Here is an 18,364-nt window from a genome sequence, read left to right as displayed (position 1 = left end):
CCTCACCCCCTGTCCCCCTCTCCTAGTCAGGAGAGGGGGTAACTCATTATGCGCCTTGTTCTTGCCCTCTCCTAATTAGGAGAGGGTGGCCGAAGGCCGGGTGAGGTTTTTAGAATTCATCCCCTGAAGTAGAAAATAATCCCCCAGATGGAATCGGCCACAATGATGACGAAGAGTGAAGTGACCACCGATGAGGTCGTCGCCCTCCCCACGCCGTCCGCGCCGCCGGAGAAGGTCAGACCCCGGTAGGTCCCCACAATGGTGATGATGACCGCGAAGGATAGGCTCTTGATGATCCCGGTGACCACATCCCAGAAGAAGAGCGCGCGCAGAAGCTCCTGGTAAAATGTGTTCGCGGCGAGGCCCATGTAGGTGACCGACACCACGAATCCCCCCAGAAGGCCGATGAGGAGCGCCATAATGGTGAGAAGCGGCATGCTGATAACCATGGCCCAGAGTTTTGGTACTACCACGAACCGGATGGGATTCAGCCCCATGGTTTTGATGGCGTCGAGCTCCTCAGTGAATTTCATGGTTGCGATTTCGGAGGCGATTGCAGAGCCTGACCTTCCGCTCACCAGGATCGCTACCATGAGAGGGGCCATCTCCTTGGCAAGCCCGATGGCCAGGAGGTCAACCACGTATATGGTTGCGCCGAACTGACGGAGCTGGGCGGCGCTCTGCAGGGTCAGGATGAAACCGACGAGAAAGAGAATGACCCCCACGATCGGGAGGGCGGTCGAACCCATGTAGAACGTCTGCTCGGTGAACGATCCCCTGCGGTACTGACGGCGGTCGAAAATGCCCACGATGCTCCAGTACAGGATCTCCACTATCAGAATGGTGATTTCGTAGATACGCCCGAACGTACGGTAACCCCAGTCACCCAGAGCTTCGAGATCGATAAGCGGTTTCTTTTTAACGGCAGTAACTTCAGGAATTTCCGGGAGGCGGGACATGGCAAGCAGTTTTTGGACGAGCGCGCTGAAACCGGCGAGAGTTTTCCCCTTTCCGATATTGTTGATGAATATCGCGCCGGTGGAATCGAGCGCGGTTATTCCCGAGCCTTCTATGCTCTTGTAAGACTGGGGAGATATCGCCGCGGCGCTCTTTTCCAGGGCGCCGATGGTGGAGGCTTTAAGGCTTCCGCTAATCAAAAGTTCCTCACCCCGGAGAACCAGGGTGGGTTTGTCGTTCTCAGAATCCATGGAAAGCCTCAGAGGTATTTGGAGAAACGGAGAAGTGTCTGATAGCTGCTCTGTACTTTATTCACCGTCTCGTTTTTGAAATACTCGATAGTTAGAAGGAGGCTGATGTTGCCGGTTAGGTTAAACCGTATTCTGACTTCACCATCGTAGATCCAGGTGCTTCTACTGGGTTTGGGGGTAAGGAGATCGAACTGTGTGGTAACCAGCGCATATCCTTTAAACCGCATGTCCCCGAGCAGGAGCCATTCCACACCTGTCAGATTGGTTTCGACCACCGGAACAAGGATGTTGGTGTCCTTGTTGAAGACAAATGCCCCACGGGCGAAGGTCTGACGGGCGCCGAACCCGCTTCTCAGGCTGATATTGACGGGAACGGTTTTGATGAGTGTGGAAGTGGCGCCGAATCCCTGTTTCAGTTGAATCGGACTGAACGGGAAGGAGAGTTTGATATTGTCCGCCCCATGAACCGTTCTGACCGTATCGCCTTTTGCATCCACCTCGCTGTAATTTGTTGGGCTGTCAAAGCGATGCGTTGTACGGAAAAAACTGCTTCCCGCACTGAATCGGAGGTAAGGATTGATGAAATCGTTGAAACGATAGATATAGGTCAGGCGAAGCTCGGCACGGTCTATGTATTTGCGAATATCCTTGCTTCCTTGCAGCGACAATCCCTCCTCTATGTTCGACCAGACCGGAAAGATATGATTTCCCGATTCATACCGGGCATCGGTAAGCCATTGGAAGGTGGCTGTGGCATTGGTATTGCTTTCCGTTGGAGACAGCCCGGACGGTATATAGTTCAGGAGGGCATTTCCGGAAAGCTCGCTCCGGCTGTTCCATTTATGGTTCAGTCTGGGACCCATGCGTGTTGTAGTGAGAAAGCCGAATCCGAGAAAATTGAAGGTCTTGGAATCGATAACCAGGGTGGCGCGGATCAGTTCCCCGGGCAAAAGCCGTATGGTGCCGAAATTTATCACCGCATTGATGTTGTCCCCGGGTTTGACAACTTTGTAGGTTCCCGGCGGTAAAATCCAGGTACGCAGTTTTTCATTCAATCCCTCCTCCACTCCCTGTCCGATACCGTACGCGGCCCCGGTGGTGAGACTGAAAAGCTCATAGTATTCACGGGTTTCTAAACGTGTTTCGTTTATGACATCTATAACCAGTCCCGACCAGTCGGGTTTGACCACGGTGGTTGAAGCTTCCTGCACCTGGACGGTTTTCTGCATCATCTGGTCGGTTGTTCCCGAGCCGTATACGACCGTATAAGTCCCCGGCACGAGGACGATGCGGTGTCCGGTTTTGGAATTCTGCACTATCCGTCCGTTGGAAAGAACGCCGTACACAGGCTCGTTGAGCGGGTCGGTCATGGAGGGAACGAACACCGCCCCTTTCCCGATGGGTACAATCGTATCATCCATTTCAAGCTGGGTATTTATGGGAGGGCTTTCCCAGGTGCTTTCCTGGGCTTTTGAAAAGGAGACGATTCCGAACAGGGTAAAAAGAAATACTCCTGCAAGTTGTGCTATCCTGTTATTCATGCTGCCTTCTGTTACTTCCTTTTGATCTTCTTTTCGGGGATTATTTCGTATCCCCTTTCAGCCGGAACGGAGGTGGTTTCCGGTTCTGCGGTCACAGGTTTGAAATTCTTTTCAGGTCTGGTTTCCTGCGGGCTGCGTTTTTCACCTTTTTCCAGTGATAAAAAGTAGGCATCCAGTTGATTTACCACTATATCCATCTGAGTTTGCATGATCGAAGAAAAAGCCATAATCGTAAAGACCATCTTCTTCTGGTAAACCTGCTTCCTCTGATCGAACGAATAGTCCCAGACCTGCTGCCCGTCTATGACCCGAACCAGTTTGAACGACATGGCCAGGTGTGCATAAAAGACATCAGTGGCATCGTATTTTTCAAGGGCTTCCACACTTCCTTCAAGACGATAGTCCGGCTTGACATCCAGAAATTCGGAACTGATATGGTTACAAATGTTCGATGCCGCAAGGTGCTTGACAATAACATCGGCAATCATGTACTCCGGCCGTACCGCCCATTGCTCGTTTTCAAAGTATTGCAACTCTTCCGGAGAAAAACGGTAGGCGATTTTCTGATTGTTGAAAATTCGCTGTACAAAGAAACGCTCTACTTCCAACGAATATGGGTAAGGTCGCAGAGAACCGGGAGGAGTTTTGGGCTGGGGATTATAGCTGATAATGTAGTAGCTCCTGGTGGGAATGGTTGTTCCCAAAAAACCGCAGGAGATGAAAAGCGCCAGTCCGAGGAGAGTAAAAAATATAAGAATATACCAGGATATAGTTTTTTTCATGCGTTCCCCCGTCACTCCGGCCTGTCCTGAGAGGTGGTCCTTCCCCTGATGAGAATCGAAGGATTTTCACGGATGATGTCGGTGATTTCCCTGAAATTATCAAGAGCCTCCTCCATATTTCTTAAAGCTCGCAAGATATCATCCCTTCCCCTTACTGCAAGAATATCATAGTGGGTCACCATGGAATTCGTGTTGACCAGCACATTCCGGAGTTCATTCGAGAGCTCGACAAGTTTCATGCTGTCGAGCCTGGCCTGGACAGTATTGGTAATCTTTCGCAGGTTGGCGGCAGTGGTTTGAATATCGCCGGATTTCAATATATTGTTTGCCGTAGTTACAGCGTTATCCAGCTTGACTGCGGCGGCGGAAAGCTGCATCATCACGGTGTCTGCATGGGTGATGGCATAGGTAAGGTTAATGCGGTTGAACATGAACAGGGTATCAAGCTGAGCGGCTACACCGGCAAATGAAGTGAGCCCATTCTGCAAATTCTGAGTGGTCTGCGGCCCGGTCATGGCATTTAGGTTATTGAGCGCCATTTCCAGTTTGCCGATAATGACATTGGCCTGGCCGGAAACAATATCGAGCAGAGACTGGCCGGCGTTTATGTTGCCGCCGGGAGGCAGCACGGGCGCAGCAGCGGTGCCTCCGGATAGTTCGACATATTTCAATCCGGTAACACCGATGTAATTGAGAACGGCCTGTGTATCAGAGGCTATGGGGGTGCCGTGCGCAACTTCAATGTCGACCTGCACCTCGGCGGCGCTCTTTGCAAAAAGGCCGATGACCCGGCCTACCGGAACACCGTTGAGCTTGACCGAAGCCCCCGATTCCAGGCCGGTGATGGAGATATCATGGTAGATTATATGGTAGGCATCCGTTCTCTTGAGGAATTGTCCTCCGACCAGGATGAAAAAGAAAATGAGGAAAACTGCGCCGGAAAGGATGAGAAATATGGAAAGTCGTATCTTCTGGGCTTTTGTAGCCATGTAAACCCTCTGAAGCCAATATTTATTAAACAGGTGCGTTGCGGACTGTCCTATTGGCGGAGAGGCAGGGATTCGAACCCTGGTGCAGCTTTTGGGCCACAACTCGCTTAGCAGGCGAGCACCTTCGGCCTACTCGGTCACCTCTCCGCGCGATTTCAGTATGGTAAAATAAAGTATATTTTAACAAGAGGCAAGTAGTTTGCTCATCGCGCCGGAGCGGATTTTTTCATCATCGTTTCATGAAACGAGAGGTGTGAAATTGGCTTGAAAACAAGATGTAAATACACTATATTTTAAGAGATACATTCAACCTGATACTTTGTACACGGAGGTGTTCACTGTGATATACCGCAAGATGGGAAAATGGGGAGTTAAACTCAGCGCCCTAGGTCTGGGGAATTGGGTAACCATGGGATTCAAGGTGGATGACATTGTTTCCCGTGATATCATCCGTAAAGCTTATGATAACGGGGTCAACTATTTCGATACTGCCGACGCCTACGCCAGGGGGGAGGGCGAGCGGATTTTCGGAGAGTACCTTTCCGAGTTTCCCCGGCATACCCTCTTTATCCTCACCAAGACCTTCTGGCCCATGTCTCTCGAAGTAAACGACCGCGGGCTTTCCGCCAAACACATTTTCGAATCCTGCCACAAAAGCCTGAAGCGGCTCAAAACCGACTTTATCGACCTCTACATGTGCCACCGCTCCGATCCGGATACTCCGCTCGAAGAGACGATACGAGCCCTGGAAGACCTCGCCCGCCAGGGGAAAATTCTCTACTGGGGGGTGAGCGAATGGCCTGCCCATCTCATCGTACGGGCAAATTCCGTGGCGCGAAAGGCAGGCGCCCGCCCCATCGGGTTGAACCAGCCGCGCTACAGCCTTCTTTACCGATACCCGGAACGCAATCAATTCCCCGCGACCCAGGCCGAGGGTATAGGGAATGTCATTTTCTCGCCGCTGGCCCATGGTCTCCTCACCGGCAAATATAAACCGGGCGAGGCGCCTCCCGCCGGGACCCGGCTGGCGGACCCTGATAGAAAAGTCATGGTGCTGGATCGGTACGACACAGAGGAAAATAAACGGAAAGGACAGGAGCTTTCTGCGATTGCCGCCGAAATGGGCATTACCGCAGCCCAGTTGGCTCTGGCCTGGTGCCTCCGAAACCCGGCGGTGACCAGTGTCATCATGGGCGCAACACGCGTGTCCCAGGTGGAGGACAACCTCAAGGCAATCGATGTCCGGATCCCCGAAGAAATCCTGGTGAAACTGGACGCCCTCTATCCCCCGCCTGACAGGGTGGAAGTCGAAGGATAAGGAACAATACTATTAACCACGAACCACACGAAAGGCACGAAAAATGATTTTATTCAAAAAATGAAAACAAATTTTCGTGTTTTTCGTGACTTTCGTGGTTCAATATTTTTTTAAGGAGAAACTTTCATGCAGTACCGTAAAATGGGTAAGTGGGGAGTGAAACTCAGTACCATCGGCCTTGGGAGCTATTTGACCATCGGTTTCAAGCTGGACGAAGCCGCCTCGCGGGCAACAGTGCTGAAAGCCTATGAAGGAGGAGTCAACTTCTTCGATACCGCCGACGCCTATAACAACGGCGAGGCCGAACGGGTGCTGGGCGCCATTCTTTCCGAGCTGCCACGGCATACCCTTTTCATTCTCACCAAATGCTTTGCGCCAATTACAAAAGATATCAACGATCAAAAGCTTTCCGCAAAACACATGTTCGAGGCCTGCCACAACAGTTTGAAACGACTCAGGACCGATTATCTGGACGTTTTCATGTGCCACCGCCCGGACCCGGACACGCCGCTCGAGGAGACCATCCGCGCCCTTGAAGACCTGGCCCGTCAGGGAAAGATTCTCTATTGGGGGGTGAGCGAATGGCCTGCCCACCTCATGGCGCGGGCGAACGGGGTCGCCCGTGAGATAGGGGCGCGGCCCATCGGGGTGAACGAACCGCGCTATAACCTTCTCTACCGGTATCCCGAACGCAACATCTTCCCCGCAACCCAGGCCGAAGGTATCGGAAACGTTGTGTTCTCTTCCCTGGCCCACGGCATGCTTACCGGCAAATACAAACCGGGCGAGGAGGCGCCCAGCGGTACCCGCGCCGCCGATGTGGAAACGAACGCGGTGATCAATAAGCTCTACTGGTCTGAAGAGAACAAGCGAAGAGGGCAGGAGCTTTCAAAGCTGGCTTCCGGAATGGGAATCACCGCGGCGCAGCTTGCCATCGCCTGGTGTCTTTGTAACCCGGCGGTCACCAGCGTCATCACCGGCGCAACCAGGGTAAGCCAGGTGGAGGATAACCTCAAAGCCGCCGAAATTGTAATTCCGGATGATGTGGTGCGGAAGATCGAGGAGCTTTATCCGCCGGCGGAACAGGTCGACGTGGAGAAGTAAGAAGGCTTTCAAAATACCGAAAAGCCCGGCGGAGGCGCTTCCTAATTTTATTCCCCCCTAAAGCCAACACAGTTCACTTTAACGAAAAAGTACAAGATTTTTAAACCACGAACCACACGAAAGGCACAAAAAATGATTTTATCAAAAAGCAAATTTCGTGTTTTTCGTGATTTTCGTGGTTAAATGAACTGTATTGCCCCTAAAGCGTAAAAAATATTTAAAAAAATACCTTGACAATTTTTTTTTATTGCGTATACTCTACTATGTAAATAGGAATTATAGAATTTGGGGGAAAGATGAGAATTACCTATAAAGGGGATTATGCGTTAAAAGCAGTTCTGGATTTAGCGCTCCATTATGACAAGGAATTAGTGACCAGCCACGATATGGCTAAACGTATCGATGCGCCCATAAAGTTTTTGGAACAGGTTCTCTTGGATTTGAAGAAAGGCGGTTTTGTCGAAAGCAGGCGCGGCAATATCGGAGGTTATTTGTTATCCAGAGCGCCGTCCAAGATAACCATTGGAGAAGTACTGGAATTTATCGACGGGCCGATAGAGCCGATTTCATGTGTAAAGCAGGGGTACACCAATTGTAAAGATTTAAATACATGCGTGTTTAGGAAAATTTGGAATGATGTCTCCCGGGCGACTTCACAAATCATCGATACTATAACCTTTGATGAATTGATTTCTCAAGTAAACATCGCGCATCAAGTGCACGAGTATACGATTTAGGGGGGTAAATAAGGTAGAAGTTATGTCAACAGTATTACTTATTTTGGGAATAATTAGTATTTTCTTCGCTTTGAATATGGGCGCAAGCGGGATAGCGCCTTCTTTCGCCGCTGCTTTCGGAGCGAAACTGATCACTAGAAAGAGCGCTGTTGTGTTATTTGCTGTCTTTGTGATCCTTGGGGCAATTATTCTGGGTAGAAATGTTGCGGTTACCCTGGGAGGTAAGTTATTGGCAAAAGAGTTTATTTCCCTGCCTGTCGCGCTCATAATAGTATCTGCGGCTTCTCTAAGCCTCTTCATGGCGAATATTTTAAAGATACCGCAATCCACCAGTCAGGTAACTGTGGGCGCTATTACAGGCGCAGGGTTATATTTTAAAGCATTGGCGCTAAAAATACTTTTCTTCAATATAGTGTTGGCTTGGGTAATGCTGCCAATTTTGTCGTTCCTTATTACGTTCTTCGTATTTAAAATAATTTATCCACCATGCCACGGCAATTTTTATCTCTATCAGAAGATATTCAGCAACGAGAAGAAATTGCAGCTTTGTACCTTGGTGGTCAGTTGCTATGTAGCTCTGGCTATTGGCGCCAATAATGTCGGCAATGTGGCAGGGCCGTTATATGGCGCCGGCGTCCTGGGTGTAAACTCGGGGTTGATCTTATTTGCTCCTCTGTTCGGAGTAGGGGCCTGGTTCATGGGCAAAGGTACTATCGAGACCACAGGCCGGGATATTGTGCCGATAGGATTAGTTTCCAGCAGCGTTGTTTCTTTTGTCACTGCCACGCTGCTTATTTTTGCTTCGATTCTGGGTATACCCCAGTCTCTGGTTCAGCTAAATGTTTTTGCCATATTTGCAATCAGTTGCATGAAGAACGGGCATAAGTCAACGATGGAAAGCCACGTTACCACGAAAACATTGGCGGTCTGGGTGATTACGCCGCTCATATCAACTGCTTTAGCATATTTCTCGTTAACTTTACTAAAGAGGTAAGACATGCCTGTTTCAGATAGGATTGCAGGCGATGTTAGCGAACTTATCGGAAGGACTCCTTTGGTGCGGCTGAACAGGGTGGTGAAAGAAAACTACGCCGAGGTTATCGCCAAAGTTGAGTATTTTAATCCCGGCGGAAGTGTCAAGGACAGGGCTTGTTTCTTTATGATCCGGGATGCCGAGGAGAAAGGATTTTTAAAGCCGCACTATACCATTATTGAGCCGACTTCGGGAAATACCGGGATAGGATTGGCAATGATAGCGGCGGTCAAAGGATATAAATGTATTTTCACAATGCCGGAAACAATGAGTTTAGAGCGGATTTATATCCTCAGGTCATACGGAGCGGAGATTGTGCTTACTCCCGGTAACTCGGGAATGCAGGGAGCGATAAAAAAGGCAGAGGAACTGCACAGGAAGATTCCTGACAGTTTTATGCCTGATCAATTTAAGAATACAGCCAATATCCGGGCGCATCGGGAGACAACTGCGCGCGAAATTTTACGTGTTACCGGCAACAGGATTGACGCCTTTGTCGCAGGCGTAGGGACCGGCGGGACGATTACCGGAGTAGGCGAGGTTCTGAAGGAACAGGACCCCAGGATAAGGGTTGTAGCTGTCGAGCCGGAGACAAGCGCTGTGCTTTCCGGGAAAAAGCCCGGTCCGCACAAGATACAGGGGATAGGCGCCGGGTTTATTCCGGACCTGCTTAACCGCAATGTGATTGACCGGGTAATACAGGTTTCTGACAAGAATGCCTTTGAAATGGCAGGAAGGCTTGCCCGCGAAGAAGGATTATTTGTAGGGATTTCCAGCGGCGCTGCAGCCTGTGCCGGACTAATACTGGCGCAGGAACTTGGGCCGGGCAAAAGAGTAGTTGTGGTTTTCCCGGATACAGGCGAAAGGTATTTTTCTACACACCAGTATTTTGGGATTTAATAACGTAATAAAAGGAGAAACAAGTAATGAGTATTTTAAACAACAAGGATGATTTAAAGGCGCTGATGGTTCTTGTTGGCCTTCTCGTGATGGGCCTCAGCATTCGAACGCTGCTTTTATGAGGAAATTCGGCCTTACCGCTGTAATCAACATTAGACAAGGAAATAAGAAGATGAAAAAACAGTTCTATACCATCTACATAATCGCTGCTATTGCGGCAGTGTTTCCGGCTGCTTCGCAGGCATCTGAAGAGAATGACAAGATCAGATTTCACGGATATGGGGAGCTCCACTACAACAACTCGAACAAACCCGGTTCAACCGACATGATGGACAATCATCGCCTCGTGCTTGGATGGACGTACCGCTATTCCGACCGGGTCCTGTTCAACGCCGAGGTGGACTTCGAGCACGCAGCGAAGGAAATGGAGCTCGAGTTTGCCTTTGTGGATATTCTCCTGACGGAGAGCTTCAACATCCGAGCGGGAAGCATGCTCATGCCGGTGGGCTATCTGAATGAGTTCCACGAGCCGCCCCTCTTCTACAGTGTCGAGCGTCCTTACGTGCAGAAGAACATAATACCGACAACCTGGCAGGAAGGCGGCATCGGGGTGTTCGGAAAAACCATGGGCGGCAATCTCCGGTACCGCGTGTACCTGGTCGGCGGCCTCAACGCATCCGATTTCACCGCCGGGAGCGGTATTCGCAATGGACGGGGCAAGGTGGCTGAATCGCCGTCGAACGATCTCGCGCTGGTCGGACGACTCGAGTATGCGGGCGTAAAAGGGCTCCGTCTGGGTGCTTCCGGTTATACCGGTAATTCCGGCCAGGGAATCGACGGGGTCGGCGACGCCAGGGTCGATTTATGGGAGGCTGACGCGCGGTACTGGTTCAAGGGACTCGAGCTGACCGGCCTCTATACGAGGATCACCGTAGGGGATACCGGGGCGATTTTCGCGAAAACCGGCCAGGCGGTCGGGAAAGAGATAACCGGCGGGTATGCCGAAGCCGCGTATCATCTGGGGAAACATTTCCTTCCCAGCGACATGAATCTTGTCATTTTCGGACGGCATGAGCGATACAATACGCAGCGATCCATGGTGCCCGGACTGACTGTGAACCCCGCGAACGATGTGAAGGTATCGACTTTCGGCGTCTCTTTTTTCCCGATTAGCCAGGTGGCCCTCAAGGCGGATGTGGAGAACTGGGAGACAAAAGCCGGAAAATCATGGGAGCAGTTGAACGTGGGGATCGGCTATATGTACTGACCGGAACGTTTTTGCATCGGCCTGTTTGGAGAAAAACAATACCGATGAAAGCGGTGCCTTCTTGAAAAATAACACAAAAAGGAGAACGAAGATGGGCATTTTGGACAACAAGGACGATTTAAAGGTATTGGTGGAGACGTTGAACTTTAAGGAAAAGGTGGAGCGGTCTAAGCAGTTGATCGGGGAGGCCTATAAACGCTATGGTGATTCTCTGGTTGTAGCCAACAGCTTAGGCAAGGATTCTGTCGCTGTGTGGGACCTTGCCAAAAAGGTGAATCCTAAGATACGGGGATTTATTGTTACCACCCGGTATAAACCGGCAGAAACCGTAGCTTTTATGAATGATGTTGTCAAACGTTATCCGGAATTAAAAGTCTACAAAAGTGACGTACCGATCCCCGATAAGCTTTATGAAACCAAACCCGATCTCTGCTGCGATATCCTGAAAGTGGAGCCGGTGAAAAGGGCAATTGAGGAGATGGGTGTTACATGTTGGGTGACAGGTTTGCGTTGCACCGAAGGCCGCACCCGTACTGATTTTAAGGAGGTCGAAGAAAGGGATGAGGGATTGGTAAAGCTTAACCCTATTCTTATATGGAAAGAACGGGAGGTATGGCAGTACCTGGCGCTATATCGGGTACCGGTGAACCCGCTCTATGCCGAAGGATACCGTTCTTTAGGGTGTGCGCCATGCACTAAGATAACCAGCGAAGATAATGAGCGCGCCGGACGCTGGATCGGCACCAGTAAATGCGGCGGAGAATGCGGAATACATACCCGGCCGCTAAAAGTTAACAAGGATACCATGAATGAAGTAGTATCCGAGAGTAGTCAAGCTTGAGTGTGAGTTTGTTGGGGAGTTTGCTCGAGTAGGGCATTGGGCATCGTACATATGAGGAGCGGGTAGTCAATATTTCGCGTGATGACCGTCCTGAGACAGACGGGGACATGCTCGCAGAAGTGGATTGGCGGGAAGACACTGTTATCCTTGACACAACGGAAGGACGACAGTACATACTTGATCTTAACAAGGTAAACGGTAAGGAAGTGCGCAAGGCCCAACGTATACTTCGGAAGATGAATGCCGATCAGTCATTCAGGTTTATAATAAGCTCGAATTTTTAATATATACCGCGACCGCGCACAGTTAAACCTCGAGCTACCAGGCAAATATAGAAAGGGAACAAAACAGCATGCGTTCCGAAATGACAGGTTTCATTCAAAACGTCTTCTCAGAGGTGACGGCCACATACGAAAAAATAAACCACATCCTGGCATTCGGTTTCGATATCGCCTGGCGTAAGCGGGCGGCAAGACTCGCCGCAAGGGCCGGCGCCGGTCAATGGGCCGACATGTGTACCGGCACCGGTGAGACGGCTTCATATCTTCGACGTCTCGCCCCGGAAGGAACAGACATTTACGGAATAGATTTCTCCCTGCCCATGCTGGGAGTAGCGACTCGAAAGCCGAAAGGAAAAGACATCACCTTTCTCGCTTCCGATATCAGGGCATTGCCCTTTCCCGATGAAAGCTTCAATCTGATTACGATGTCGTTTGCCGCACGCAACGTCAATCTTGACAAAACGACACTTATCAAAACGTTTGCAGAGATATACAGGGTTTTAAAGTCTGGTGGACGTTTCGTAAACCTGGAAACCAGCAGACCGCCGTTTTCTATCGTGAGACGATGTTTTCACATGTATGTGAAGCTTTGTGTGAAATCGATAGGAAGCCGGATATCCGGTTCCAGAACCGCGTATGCTTATCTGGCGGGAACGATACCCCGCTTTTATGCGGCGGAAGAATTGGCCGAAATTATGCACCAGTCCGGTTTCGAGAAAGTCACCTTCGATCGCTTGTTGTTTGGTGTGGCGGCGATTCACCAGGGAATAAAACAGTAAAGAAGTTTCAAAGCTCAAACACTCCTGTATTGTAGAAGAAACTTTTATCTCAGGGAGAATAGCGTACCATAGAATAGGGAGATAAAATGGTATCTGAAACCAATGTGTTAACACGTATTCTTATGGAGGTTGCGTTATGATTATCACTATCAATGGAGAAAAACAGACAATTGAAGCTGACCGTGTTACGGTTCAGAAGCTCTTGGAAATAAAAAACGTGAAAGACCAGGACATGGTATCGGTACAGTTGAACGGGAATTTTGTCAAACGGGAGGTGTTCGCGGAAACTCCGGTACTGGAAAACGATATAATTGATTTTCTTTATTTCATGGGAGGGGGAATGTAAATTTGACCGGTTTCTCGACAAAAGCCATACATGGTATCAGGCTGACCGGTGATTCTTCCCGTAAAGATGTCCACGGTTCGCTGCGAATGCCGGTATATGATAGCGCCGCTTTTGAATACGAATCCTCAAAAGAACTGCAGCTGGCATTTGAGGGAAAGCTGAATACTCATTCGTACAGCCGCATCAGCAATCCGACAGTCGAAGATTTCGAACAGAGAGTACGTCTTCTTTCAGATGCCCTCGGTGTCATTGCTGTTTCTTCCGGGATGGCCGCTATTGCCAATGTTCTCATTACTCTTGCCGAGGCCGGATCGAATATTGTCACAACCCGGTTCTTGTTTGGCAATACGCTTTCCCTTTTGGGAAAAACACTGAAAGATTGGGGGCTTGAAACCAGATTTGTGGACATGAGTGAACCTGAATCTATTGAACGGATCATTGACGATGGCACACGGGCTGTTTTTCTCGAAGTGATCACTAACCCTCAATTGGAAGTAGCCGATGTAAAAAAAATCACCGAGATAGCTCATTCCCGGAGAATTCCAGTGATAGTGGACGGAACGCTGACAACTCCCTATATCTTCAAATCGAAGGATTTCGGGGTGGATATTGAAATTATATCGAGCACAAAGTACATGTCCGGCGGAGCGACCAGTGTTGGCGGCGTGATCATAGATAACGGATTGTTTGATTGGAGCCGGTGTGGCAAACTGAAGGAAGATTCACAAAAATACGGCAATTTTACTCTTTTAGCCAAATTGAAGCGGGAGGTGTTTCGGAATCTCGGTTCTTGTCTGTCACCCCATAATGCGTATCTACAGACTCTCGGTCTTGAAACCATGAGCCTGCGAATCGACAAAAGCTGTGCAAATGCTCTTGAAATGGCGCGTTTTCTTGAACGTCACCCGGTTGCGAAATCGGTACGGTATCCTGGATTGGAAAGCTCGCGTTTCCATGAAATTGCTGTTGCTCAGTTCGGGAACAAATTCGGGGGATTGCTGACGTTCGAATTGGGGAATCGTGATGATTGCTACCGGTTTATGGACAATTTACGCATCATCAGGCGGGCTACTAACCTCAATGATAACAAGACACTCGTTCTGCATCCCGCCTCAACGATTTTTTGTGAATTCTCGGTGGAACAAAAAAAGGAGATGGGTGTCTCCGATTCGATGGTTCGTCTCGCAGCCGGTATAGAAGACAGTGAAGACATACTTGAAGACATTGAACAAGCGTTAGAGGTGATATGATACAATTTACGGAAGATCAGTTGGAGAGGTACAGCCGGCATATTTTGTTGAAGGATGTCGGTGTTGAGGGACAGATAAAAATTATGGAAAGCAGCGTGTTGATAATGGGAGCCGGCGGCCTGGGAGCTCCGGTAGCCCTCTATCTTGCCGCTGCCGGTGTGGGAACAATTGGCATCGTCGATTACGACAGAGTGGAACTGTCGAATCTTCAGCGCCAGGTGATCCATTTCACCAAGGACATCGGTACACCGAAAGTACTCTCCGCCGCCGAGAAAATGCAGGCGATCAACCCTGATGTCAGCATCAAAGCTATCCATGAATTTGTGCGGGCTGATACTATCATGGGGATTCTCGAAGGGTGGGATTTCGTTATCGACGGAACTGACAATTTCGCTGCTAAGTTTTTGATCAACGATGCGTGCGTCATGGCAGGTATTCCTTTCTCTCATGGCGGCATTCTCCGTTTTAACGGGCAGACCATGACTGTTGTGCCGGGACAATCCGCCTGTTACCGGTGTGTATTTTCCGCTCCGCCTCCGAAGAATCTCGTTCCGACCTGCTCGGAAGCCGGAATTCTTGGTGCGGTCGCTGGAATACTGGGTACCATTCAGGCAGCCGAGGCTTTAAAATTCGTACTGGGCATCGGCGGCTGTCTGACAAACAGACTTCTGACGTTCAATGCGATGACCATGGATTTCAGGACGGTTTCGTTTAAAAAAAGGAATGATTGTGAGGTATGCAGTGACATGCCTACGATACGAGAGCTCGTTGACGGGGAACTCCCCGTGTGCGATTTGAAAAAGAATACGGAATAAAAGGACTTCGACTATGGTACAAATAACAAAAGCTGTTTTGGCAGCTATAGTTGAACATTCCAGACAGGACGCGCCCGTAGAGGCATGCGGTTATCTCGGGGAAAGTAATGGGATTATTACAGCCTGCTATCGGATGAAAAATTGTGATGGTTCCGGAGAACACTTCTCTCTCGATCCGGAGGAACAGTTTTCGGTTCTCAGAGATATGAGAAACAACAACATACAGCTTGCAGCAGTGTATCATAGCCATCCTGCAACGCCTGCTCGACCATCAGATGAAGATATCCGGCTCGCGTACGATCCTGGAATCCGGTATATAATAATCTCGCTGATGAATGGTGAGGAGCCGGTAAGGTCTTTCCGGATAAGAGATTCCCGTGTCGAGTATGAAGACATTGAGATTGTAGAAACCTGTTATCCCATCAAGTCAGCAAAGGTGTAACTTTGATCCCCCCTGCCTTCGGCATCCCCCCTTGTTAAGGGGTCAATACGATGCGGCGGAGCGCTTTAACCCCCTTAATAAGGGGGTCGCCGACGAAGACGGCGGGGGGATAGAATGCAAATCGGAATACTCGTTCAGGTGTGTTGCTTACCAAAGGGGATAACCGTATTGTAGAATAATAAACAAGACAGAAAGGTCTATTTAGCCATGGAAGAAAACGTTGAGCAGCGTCTGGATTTAAAGGGGGTTGCCTGCCCGATGAACTTTGTGAAGGTGAAGGTTGCTCTGGCGCAGATAGAGGAAGGACAGATTCTTGAGATTGTCCTGGATGACGGCGAGCCTATGCGAAACGTCCCGCGTTCAGTAAAGGAAGAAGGGCATAAAATTATTAAAGTAGAAAAACTTAATGACAGTTTCCGTCTTTTAGTACGAAAAGGAGGATAAAAGCGGTGGTGGATAAATTTATCGAGGATAAGGGCACCAAAATACGCGTGGACACTGAAATCGAAGGCAGGATGGGCGAGATAGATTTTAATACCCTGAAGTCAGGGGGGCTGATCAAGCAGAAGCAGAAAGATATGTTTACCGTGCGCTTGCGATGCCCCGGGGGGAGAGTGCCGCTTTCCAAACTGGCGAAAATTGTGGAGGTAGCCAGGAAGTATGCCGGCGAGTATGTACACTTGTCATTCAGGCAGTCTATTGAGCTACCCTATGTTGATTACCGCAACTTCAAAGCCATCCACGAAGAGTTAGCCGAGGTGGGCCAAAAAATCGCCTCTTGCGGTCCCCGGCTCCGGGTTCCGACAGCCTGTTCCGGGTGCGAATATAATCCCAACGGCATCATGGATACCCAGAAGATGGTACAGTTGGTCGATGAAAAGTATTTTGGCATGGAGTTCAGCCACAAGTTCAAGATATCTTTTTCAGGCTGCCCCATAGACTGCGCCAGGACGAATGAAATGGATTTGGGGTTTCAGGGCGCGGTTATGCCGGTGTGGAATGAAGAGACCTGTAATGGATGCCGCATCTGTTCCAAGGCTTGCCGTGAGGGAGCTATCGAGAGCGATGCCGAGACAGGAAAGCCCATCTACAATCCGGAGTTGTGCCTGTACTGCGGAGATTGCATCCGTGCATGCCCCACTGATAGCTGGCAGGAGAAGGTAAAAGGGTGGATTGTGCGCGTGGGAGGAAGACACGGCCGGCATCCCATCGTGGGACACAAGATAGCCGAATTTATTTGCGATGAAGACGTCCCCCGCTTTATCGAGGCGGTGGCGCGTTGGTATACCAAAAACGGGAAAGAGTATTCCAGAACCAGAATAGGCGTGATTTTACAGATTCCCGAACAATGGCAATCGTTCTTAAAATCTTTACGAGAAGAGTTAGGGGATACAATTATCAAGAATCCTAACCCGCCGTCTAAAAATGAGATTCATTTTGGATAAGAAAATTGGAGAGCATCCAGGTACAACACTCAGATATAGGAGTACATGGCGCTCCGATTACGAAAAATATACGCTACGGTCAGGCCGATAGTGATAAGAATCGTGGAATGTACCATAGAGGTTTGCCCGGAGCGGGATGGACCAGCTCCAAAAGTCTGAAAAAAAGACAGTACAGGGCATACCTGTCATGGTCATTTTCCCTTTTTATCGATCAGCTTGCGAATCTCATCGAGTTCTTTCGGCGGAATCTGTACGTTCTTGAGAAGATAGGAAACCAATCCCCCGGGCGAACCTGCGAAAAGACGGTCTACGAAATCATGAATCGAGTACTGGGTGACATTTTCCACGTCGACCAGAGGGAAAAAAATGAATGTGCGATTTTCAATCCTGTGATCCACAGCGCCTTTCGCTTCAACTTTACGAAGAAGCGTCTGGACAGTACTGTGGGCAATCGGCTGGATTTTGTTTAATGCATCGGTAATTTCACGGGCGTTTGCTTCACCCTTTTCCCAAAGCACCTGCATGATCCTCAACTGCACCCGTCCGAACTTTAACTTTGACATATGTGTTCCTCCTTAGTAAATGGTTTATTTGTTTTTATTTTACTACAGTAAAATAAAAAAGTCAAGTGTTTTTCTTTATAAAAAGAAAAATTATTAAAAAACTCGGTTATGTCGTTAAATCAGTAATATTCAGTAAATGAGTGATCCTGTGTCTTTAAAGATCCCCCCTGCCTTCGGCATCACCCCTTATTAAGAGGGGAATTTAGTGAGAGGGTTCTGTCAAATCCAAAATAAATGTTTACATTGTGAACCAATTGCAAAAGTCTATATTTTAGAAGCAGCCCCCTTCCAGTCCTTCGGACATCCTTCCCCCCGATGGGGGGCAGGAAAATACTGTGAAGCAACGACTTCCCTTGCCCCCGGAACGGGGGAAAGGGACAGAGGGTTAGGGGGCTTAAGTTATAAAACTTACCATTTTTTCATTTAAAACGACTTTTGCAATTGGCTCTTGTAATAGGAACAATTTTCTTTTTCCCCTCTTAACCCGGATTATTCATAAAAAATAATTATCTTTCTGTAAACCTCAAAACTACAGCCCCCTAAATCCCCCAAAGGGGGACTTAACTGACTAAAAAACAAAATGTAACAGATATTTTACTAAGTATGTTACACTTACGTGTTATTATATTTACCATGTTAAGTCCCCCTCTGGGGGATTTAGGGGGCTGCCTTCTCAAAGTAGGTATAAGTATTTATTTATAAATAAGTTGATAAAATACTTAT

The 18,364-nt window shown here is 49.0% G+C and carries 19 protein-coding genes and 1 tRNA gene; 14 read left to right on the top strand and 6 right to left on the bottom strand.

Going from position 1 to position 18,364, the window contains the following annotated elements; translation table 11 throughout:
* Window positions 1-116: 116 nt before the first annotated feature.
* The 5 genes from Q8O92_13490 to Q8O92_13470 form a co-directional block, all read right to left on the bottom strand.
* The gene (locus Q8O92_13490; GenBank protein MDP2984327.1) at window positions 117-1,208 is read right to left on the bottom strand and encodes an ABC transporter permease; all 1,092 of its coding nucleotides are present in this window, start codon (window positions 1,206-1,208) and stop codon (window positions 117-119) included.
* An 8-nt stretch (window positions 1,209-1,216) separates the two neighbouring features.
* Window positions 1,217-2,749, bottom strand: a complete 1,533-nt coding sequence (locus Q8O92_13485; protein ID MDP2984326.1) for a hypothetical protein — start codon at window positions 2,747-2,749, stop codon at window positions 1,217-1,219.
* A gap of 11 nt (window positions 2,750-2,760) precedes the next feature.
* Entirely contained in the window at window positions 2,761-3,531 is a 771-nt protein-coding gene (locus Q8O92_13480; GenBank protein ID MDP2984325.1) for an ABC-type transport auxiliary lipoprotein family protein, read from the bottom strand.
* Window positions 3,532-3,542: 11 nt separating this feature from the next.
* Window positions 3,543-4,520, bottom strand: a complete 978-nt coding sequence (locus Q8O92_13475; GenBank protein MDP2984324.1) for an MlaD family protein — start codon at window positions 4,518-4,520, stop codon at window positions 3,543-3,545.
* Window positions 4,521-4,574: 54 nt separating this feature from the next.
* Window positions 4,575-4,667 (bottom strand) — tRNA-Ser (locus tag Q8O92_13470).
* 193 nt (window positions 4,668-4,860) lie between these two features.
* On the opposite strand from Q8O92_13470, the gene Q8O92_13465 reads away from it, so the two are divergent.
* From Q8O92_13465 to Q8O92_13400, 14 genes are all read left to right on the top strand, one after another.
* Entirely contained in the window at window positions 4,861-5,838 is a 978-nt protein-coding gene (locus Q8O92_13465) for an aldo/keto reductase family protein (GenBank protein MDP2984323.1), read from the top strand.
* Between the two features lie 126 nt (window positions 5,839-5,964).
* Window positions 5,965-6,942, top strand: a complete 978-nt coding sequence (locus tag Q8O92_13460; GenBank protein ID MDP2984322.1) for an aldo/keto reductase family protein — start codon at window positions 5,965-5,967, stop codon at window positions 6,940-6,942.
* 296 nt (window positions 6,943-7,238) lie between these two features.
* Window positions 7,239-7,679 carry an Rrf2 family transcriptional regulator gene (locus tag Q8O92_13455; GenBank protein MDP2984321.1) on the top strand — a complete coding sequence of 147 codons (441 nt, stop codon included), beginning with the start codon at window positions 7,239-7,241 and terminating at the stop codon, window positions 7,677-7,679.
* 22 nt (window positions 7,680-7,701) lie between these two features.
* Window positions 7,702-8,673 (top strand): inorganic phosphate transporter, encoded by a 972-nt coding sequence (locus Q8O92_13450; GenBank protein MDP2984320.1) that lies wholly within the window; start codon window positions 7,702-7,704, stop codon window positions 8,671-8,673.
* A 3-nt stretch (window positions 8,674-8,676) separates the two neighbouring features.
* Window positions 8,677-9,612: a cysteine synthase A gene (cysK, locus tag Q8O92_13445; protein ID MDP2984319.1), complete on the top strand. Its 936-nt coding sequence runs from the start codon at window positions 8,677-8,679 to the stop codon at window positions 9,610-9,612.
* 172 nt (window positions 9,613-9,784) lie between these two features.
* The gene (locus Q8O92_13440; protein MDP2984318.1) at window positions 9,785-10,879 is read left to right on the top strand and encodes a hypothetical protein; all 1,095 of its coding nucleotides are present in this window, start codon (window positions 9,785-9,787) and stop codon (window positions 10,877-10,879) included.
* Between the two features lie 91 nt (window positions 10,880-10,970).
* Window positions 10,971-11,720 carry a phosphoadenylyl-sulfate reductase gene (locus Q8O92_13435; GenBank protein MDP2984317.1) on the top strand — a complete coding sequence of 250 codons (750 nt, stop codon included), beginning with the start codon at window positions 10,971-10,973 and terminating at the stop codon, window positions 11,718-11,720.
* Window positions 11,721-12,072: 352 nt separating this feature from the next.
* Window positions 12,073-12,780: a ubiquinone/menaquinone biosynthesis methyltransferase gene (locus Q8O92_13430; GenBank protein MDP2984316.1), complete on the top strand. Its 708-nt coding sequence runs from the start codon at window positions 12,073-12,075 to the stop codon at window positions 12,778-12,780.
* A gap of 136 nt (window positions 12,781-12,916) precedes the next feature.
* Window positions 12,917-13,126, top strand: coding sequence for a sulfur carrier protein ThiS (gene thiS, locus Q8O92_13425; GenBank protein MDP2984315.1), 210 nt, complete (start codon window positions 12,917-12,919; stop codon window positions 13,124-13,126).
* A 2-nt stretch (window positions 13,127-13,128) separates the two neighbouring features.
* Window positions 13,129-14,376: an aminotransferase class V-fold PLP-dependent enzyme gene (locus tag Q8O92_13420; protein ID MDP2984314.1), complete on the top strand. Its 1,248-nt coding sequence runs from the start codon at window positions 13,129-13,131 to the stop codon at window positions 14,374-14,376.
* Complete coding sequence (gene moeB / locus Q8O92_13415; protein ID MDP2984313.1) at window positions 14,373-15,191, top strand: molybdopterin-synthase adenylyltransferase MoeB; 819 nt, start codon at window positions 14,373-14,375, stop codon at window positions 15,189-15,191. The genes Q8O92_13420 and moeB overlap by 4 nt, the downstream gene beginning before the upstream one ends.
* 13 nt (window positions 15,192-15,204) lie before the next feature.
* Window positions 15,205-15,633, top strand: coding sequence for a M67 family metallopeptidase (locus Q8O92_13410; GenBank protein ID MDP2984312.1), 429 nt, complete (start codon window positions 15,205-15,207; stop codon window positions 15,631-15,633).
* 207 nt (window positions 15,634-15,840) lie between these two features.
* Window positions 15,841-16,077 carry a sulfurtransferase TusA family protein gene (locus tag Q8O92_13405; GenBank protein MDP2984311.1) on the top strand — a complete coding sequence of 79 codons (237 nt, stop codon included), beginning with the start codon at window positions 15,841-15,843 and terminating at the stop codon, window positions 16,075-16,077.
* Between the two features lie 5 nt (window positions 16,078-16,082).
* Window positions 16,083-17,078, top strand: coding sequence for a 4Fe-4S binding protein (locus Q8O92_13400; protein MDP2984310.1), 996 nt, complete (start codon window positions 16,083-16,085; stop codon window positions 17,076-17,078).
* Between the two features lie 191 nt (window positions 17,079-17,269).
* On the opposite strand, the gene Q8O92_13395 is transcribed toward Q8O92_13400, so the two are convergent.
* Window positions 17,270-17,641: a BlaI/MecI/CopY family transcriptional regulator gene (locus tag Q8O92_13395; GenBank protein ID MDP2984309.1), complete on the bottom strand. Its 372-nt coding sequence runs from the start codon at window positions 17,639-17,641 to the stop codon at window positions 17,270-17,272.
* Window positions 17,642-18,364 lie beyond the last annotated feature (723 nt).

Source organism: Candidatus Latescibacter sp., assembly GCA_030692375.1.
Taxonomy (GTDB): Bacteria; Latescibacterota; Latescibacteria; order Latescibacterales; family Latescibacteraceae; genus JAUYCD01.
The sequence above is the reverse complement of the archived record's forward strand: the minus strand, read 5'-3'. Positions and strand labels throughout refer to the sequence as shown.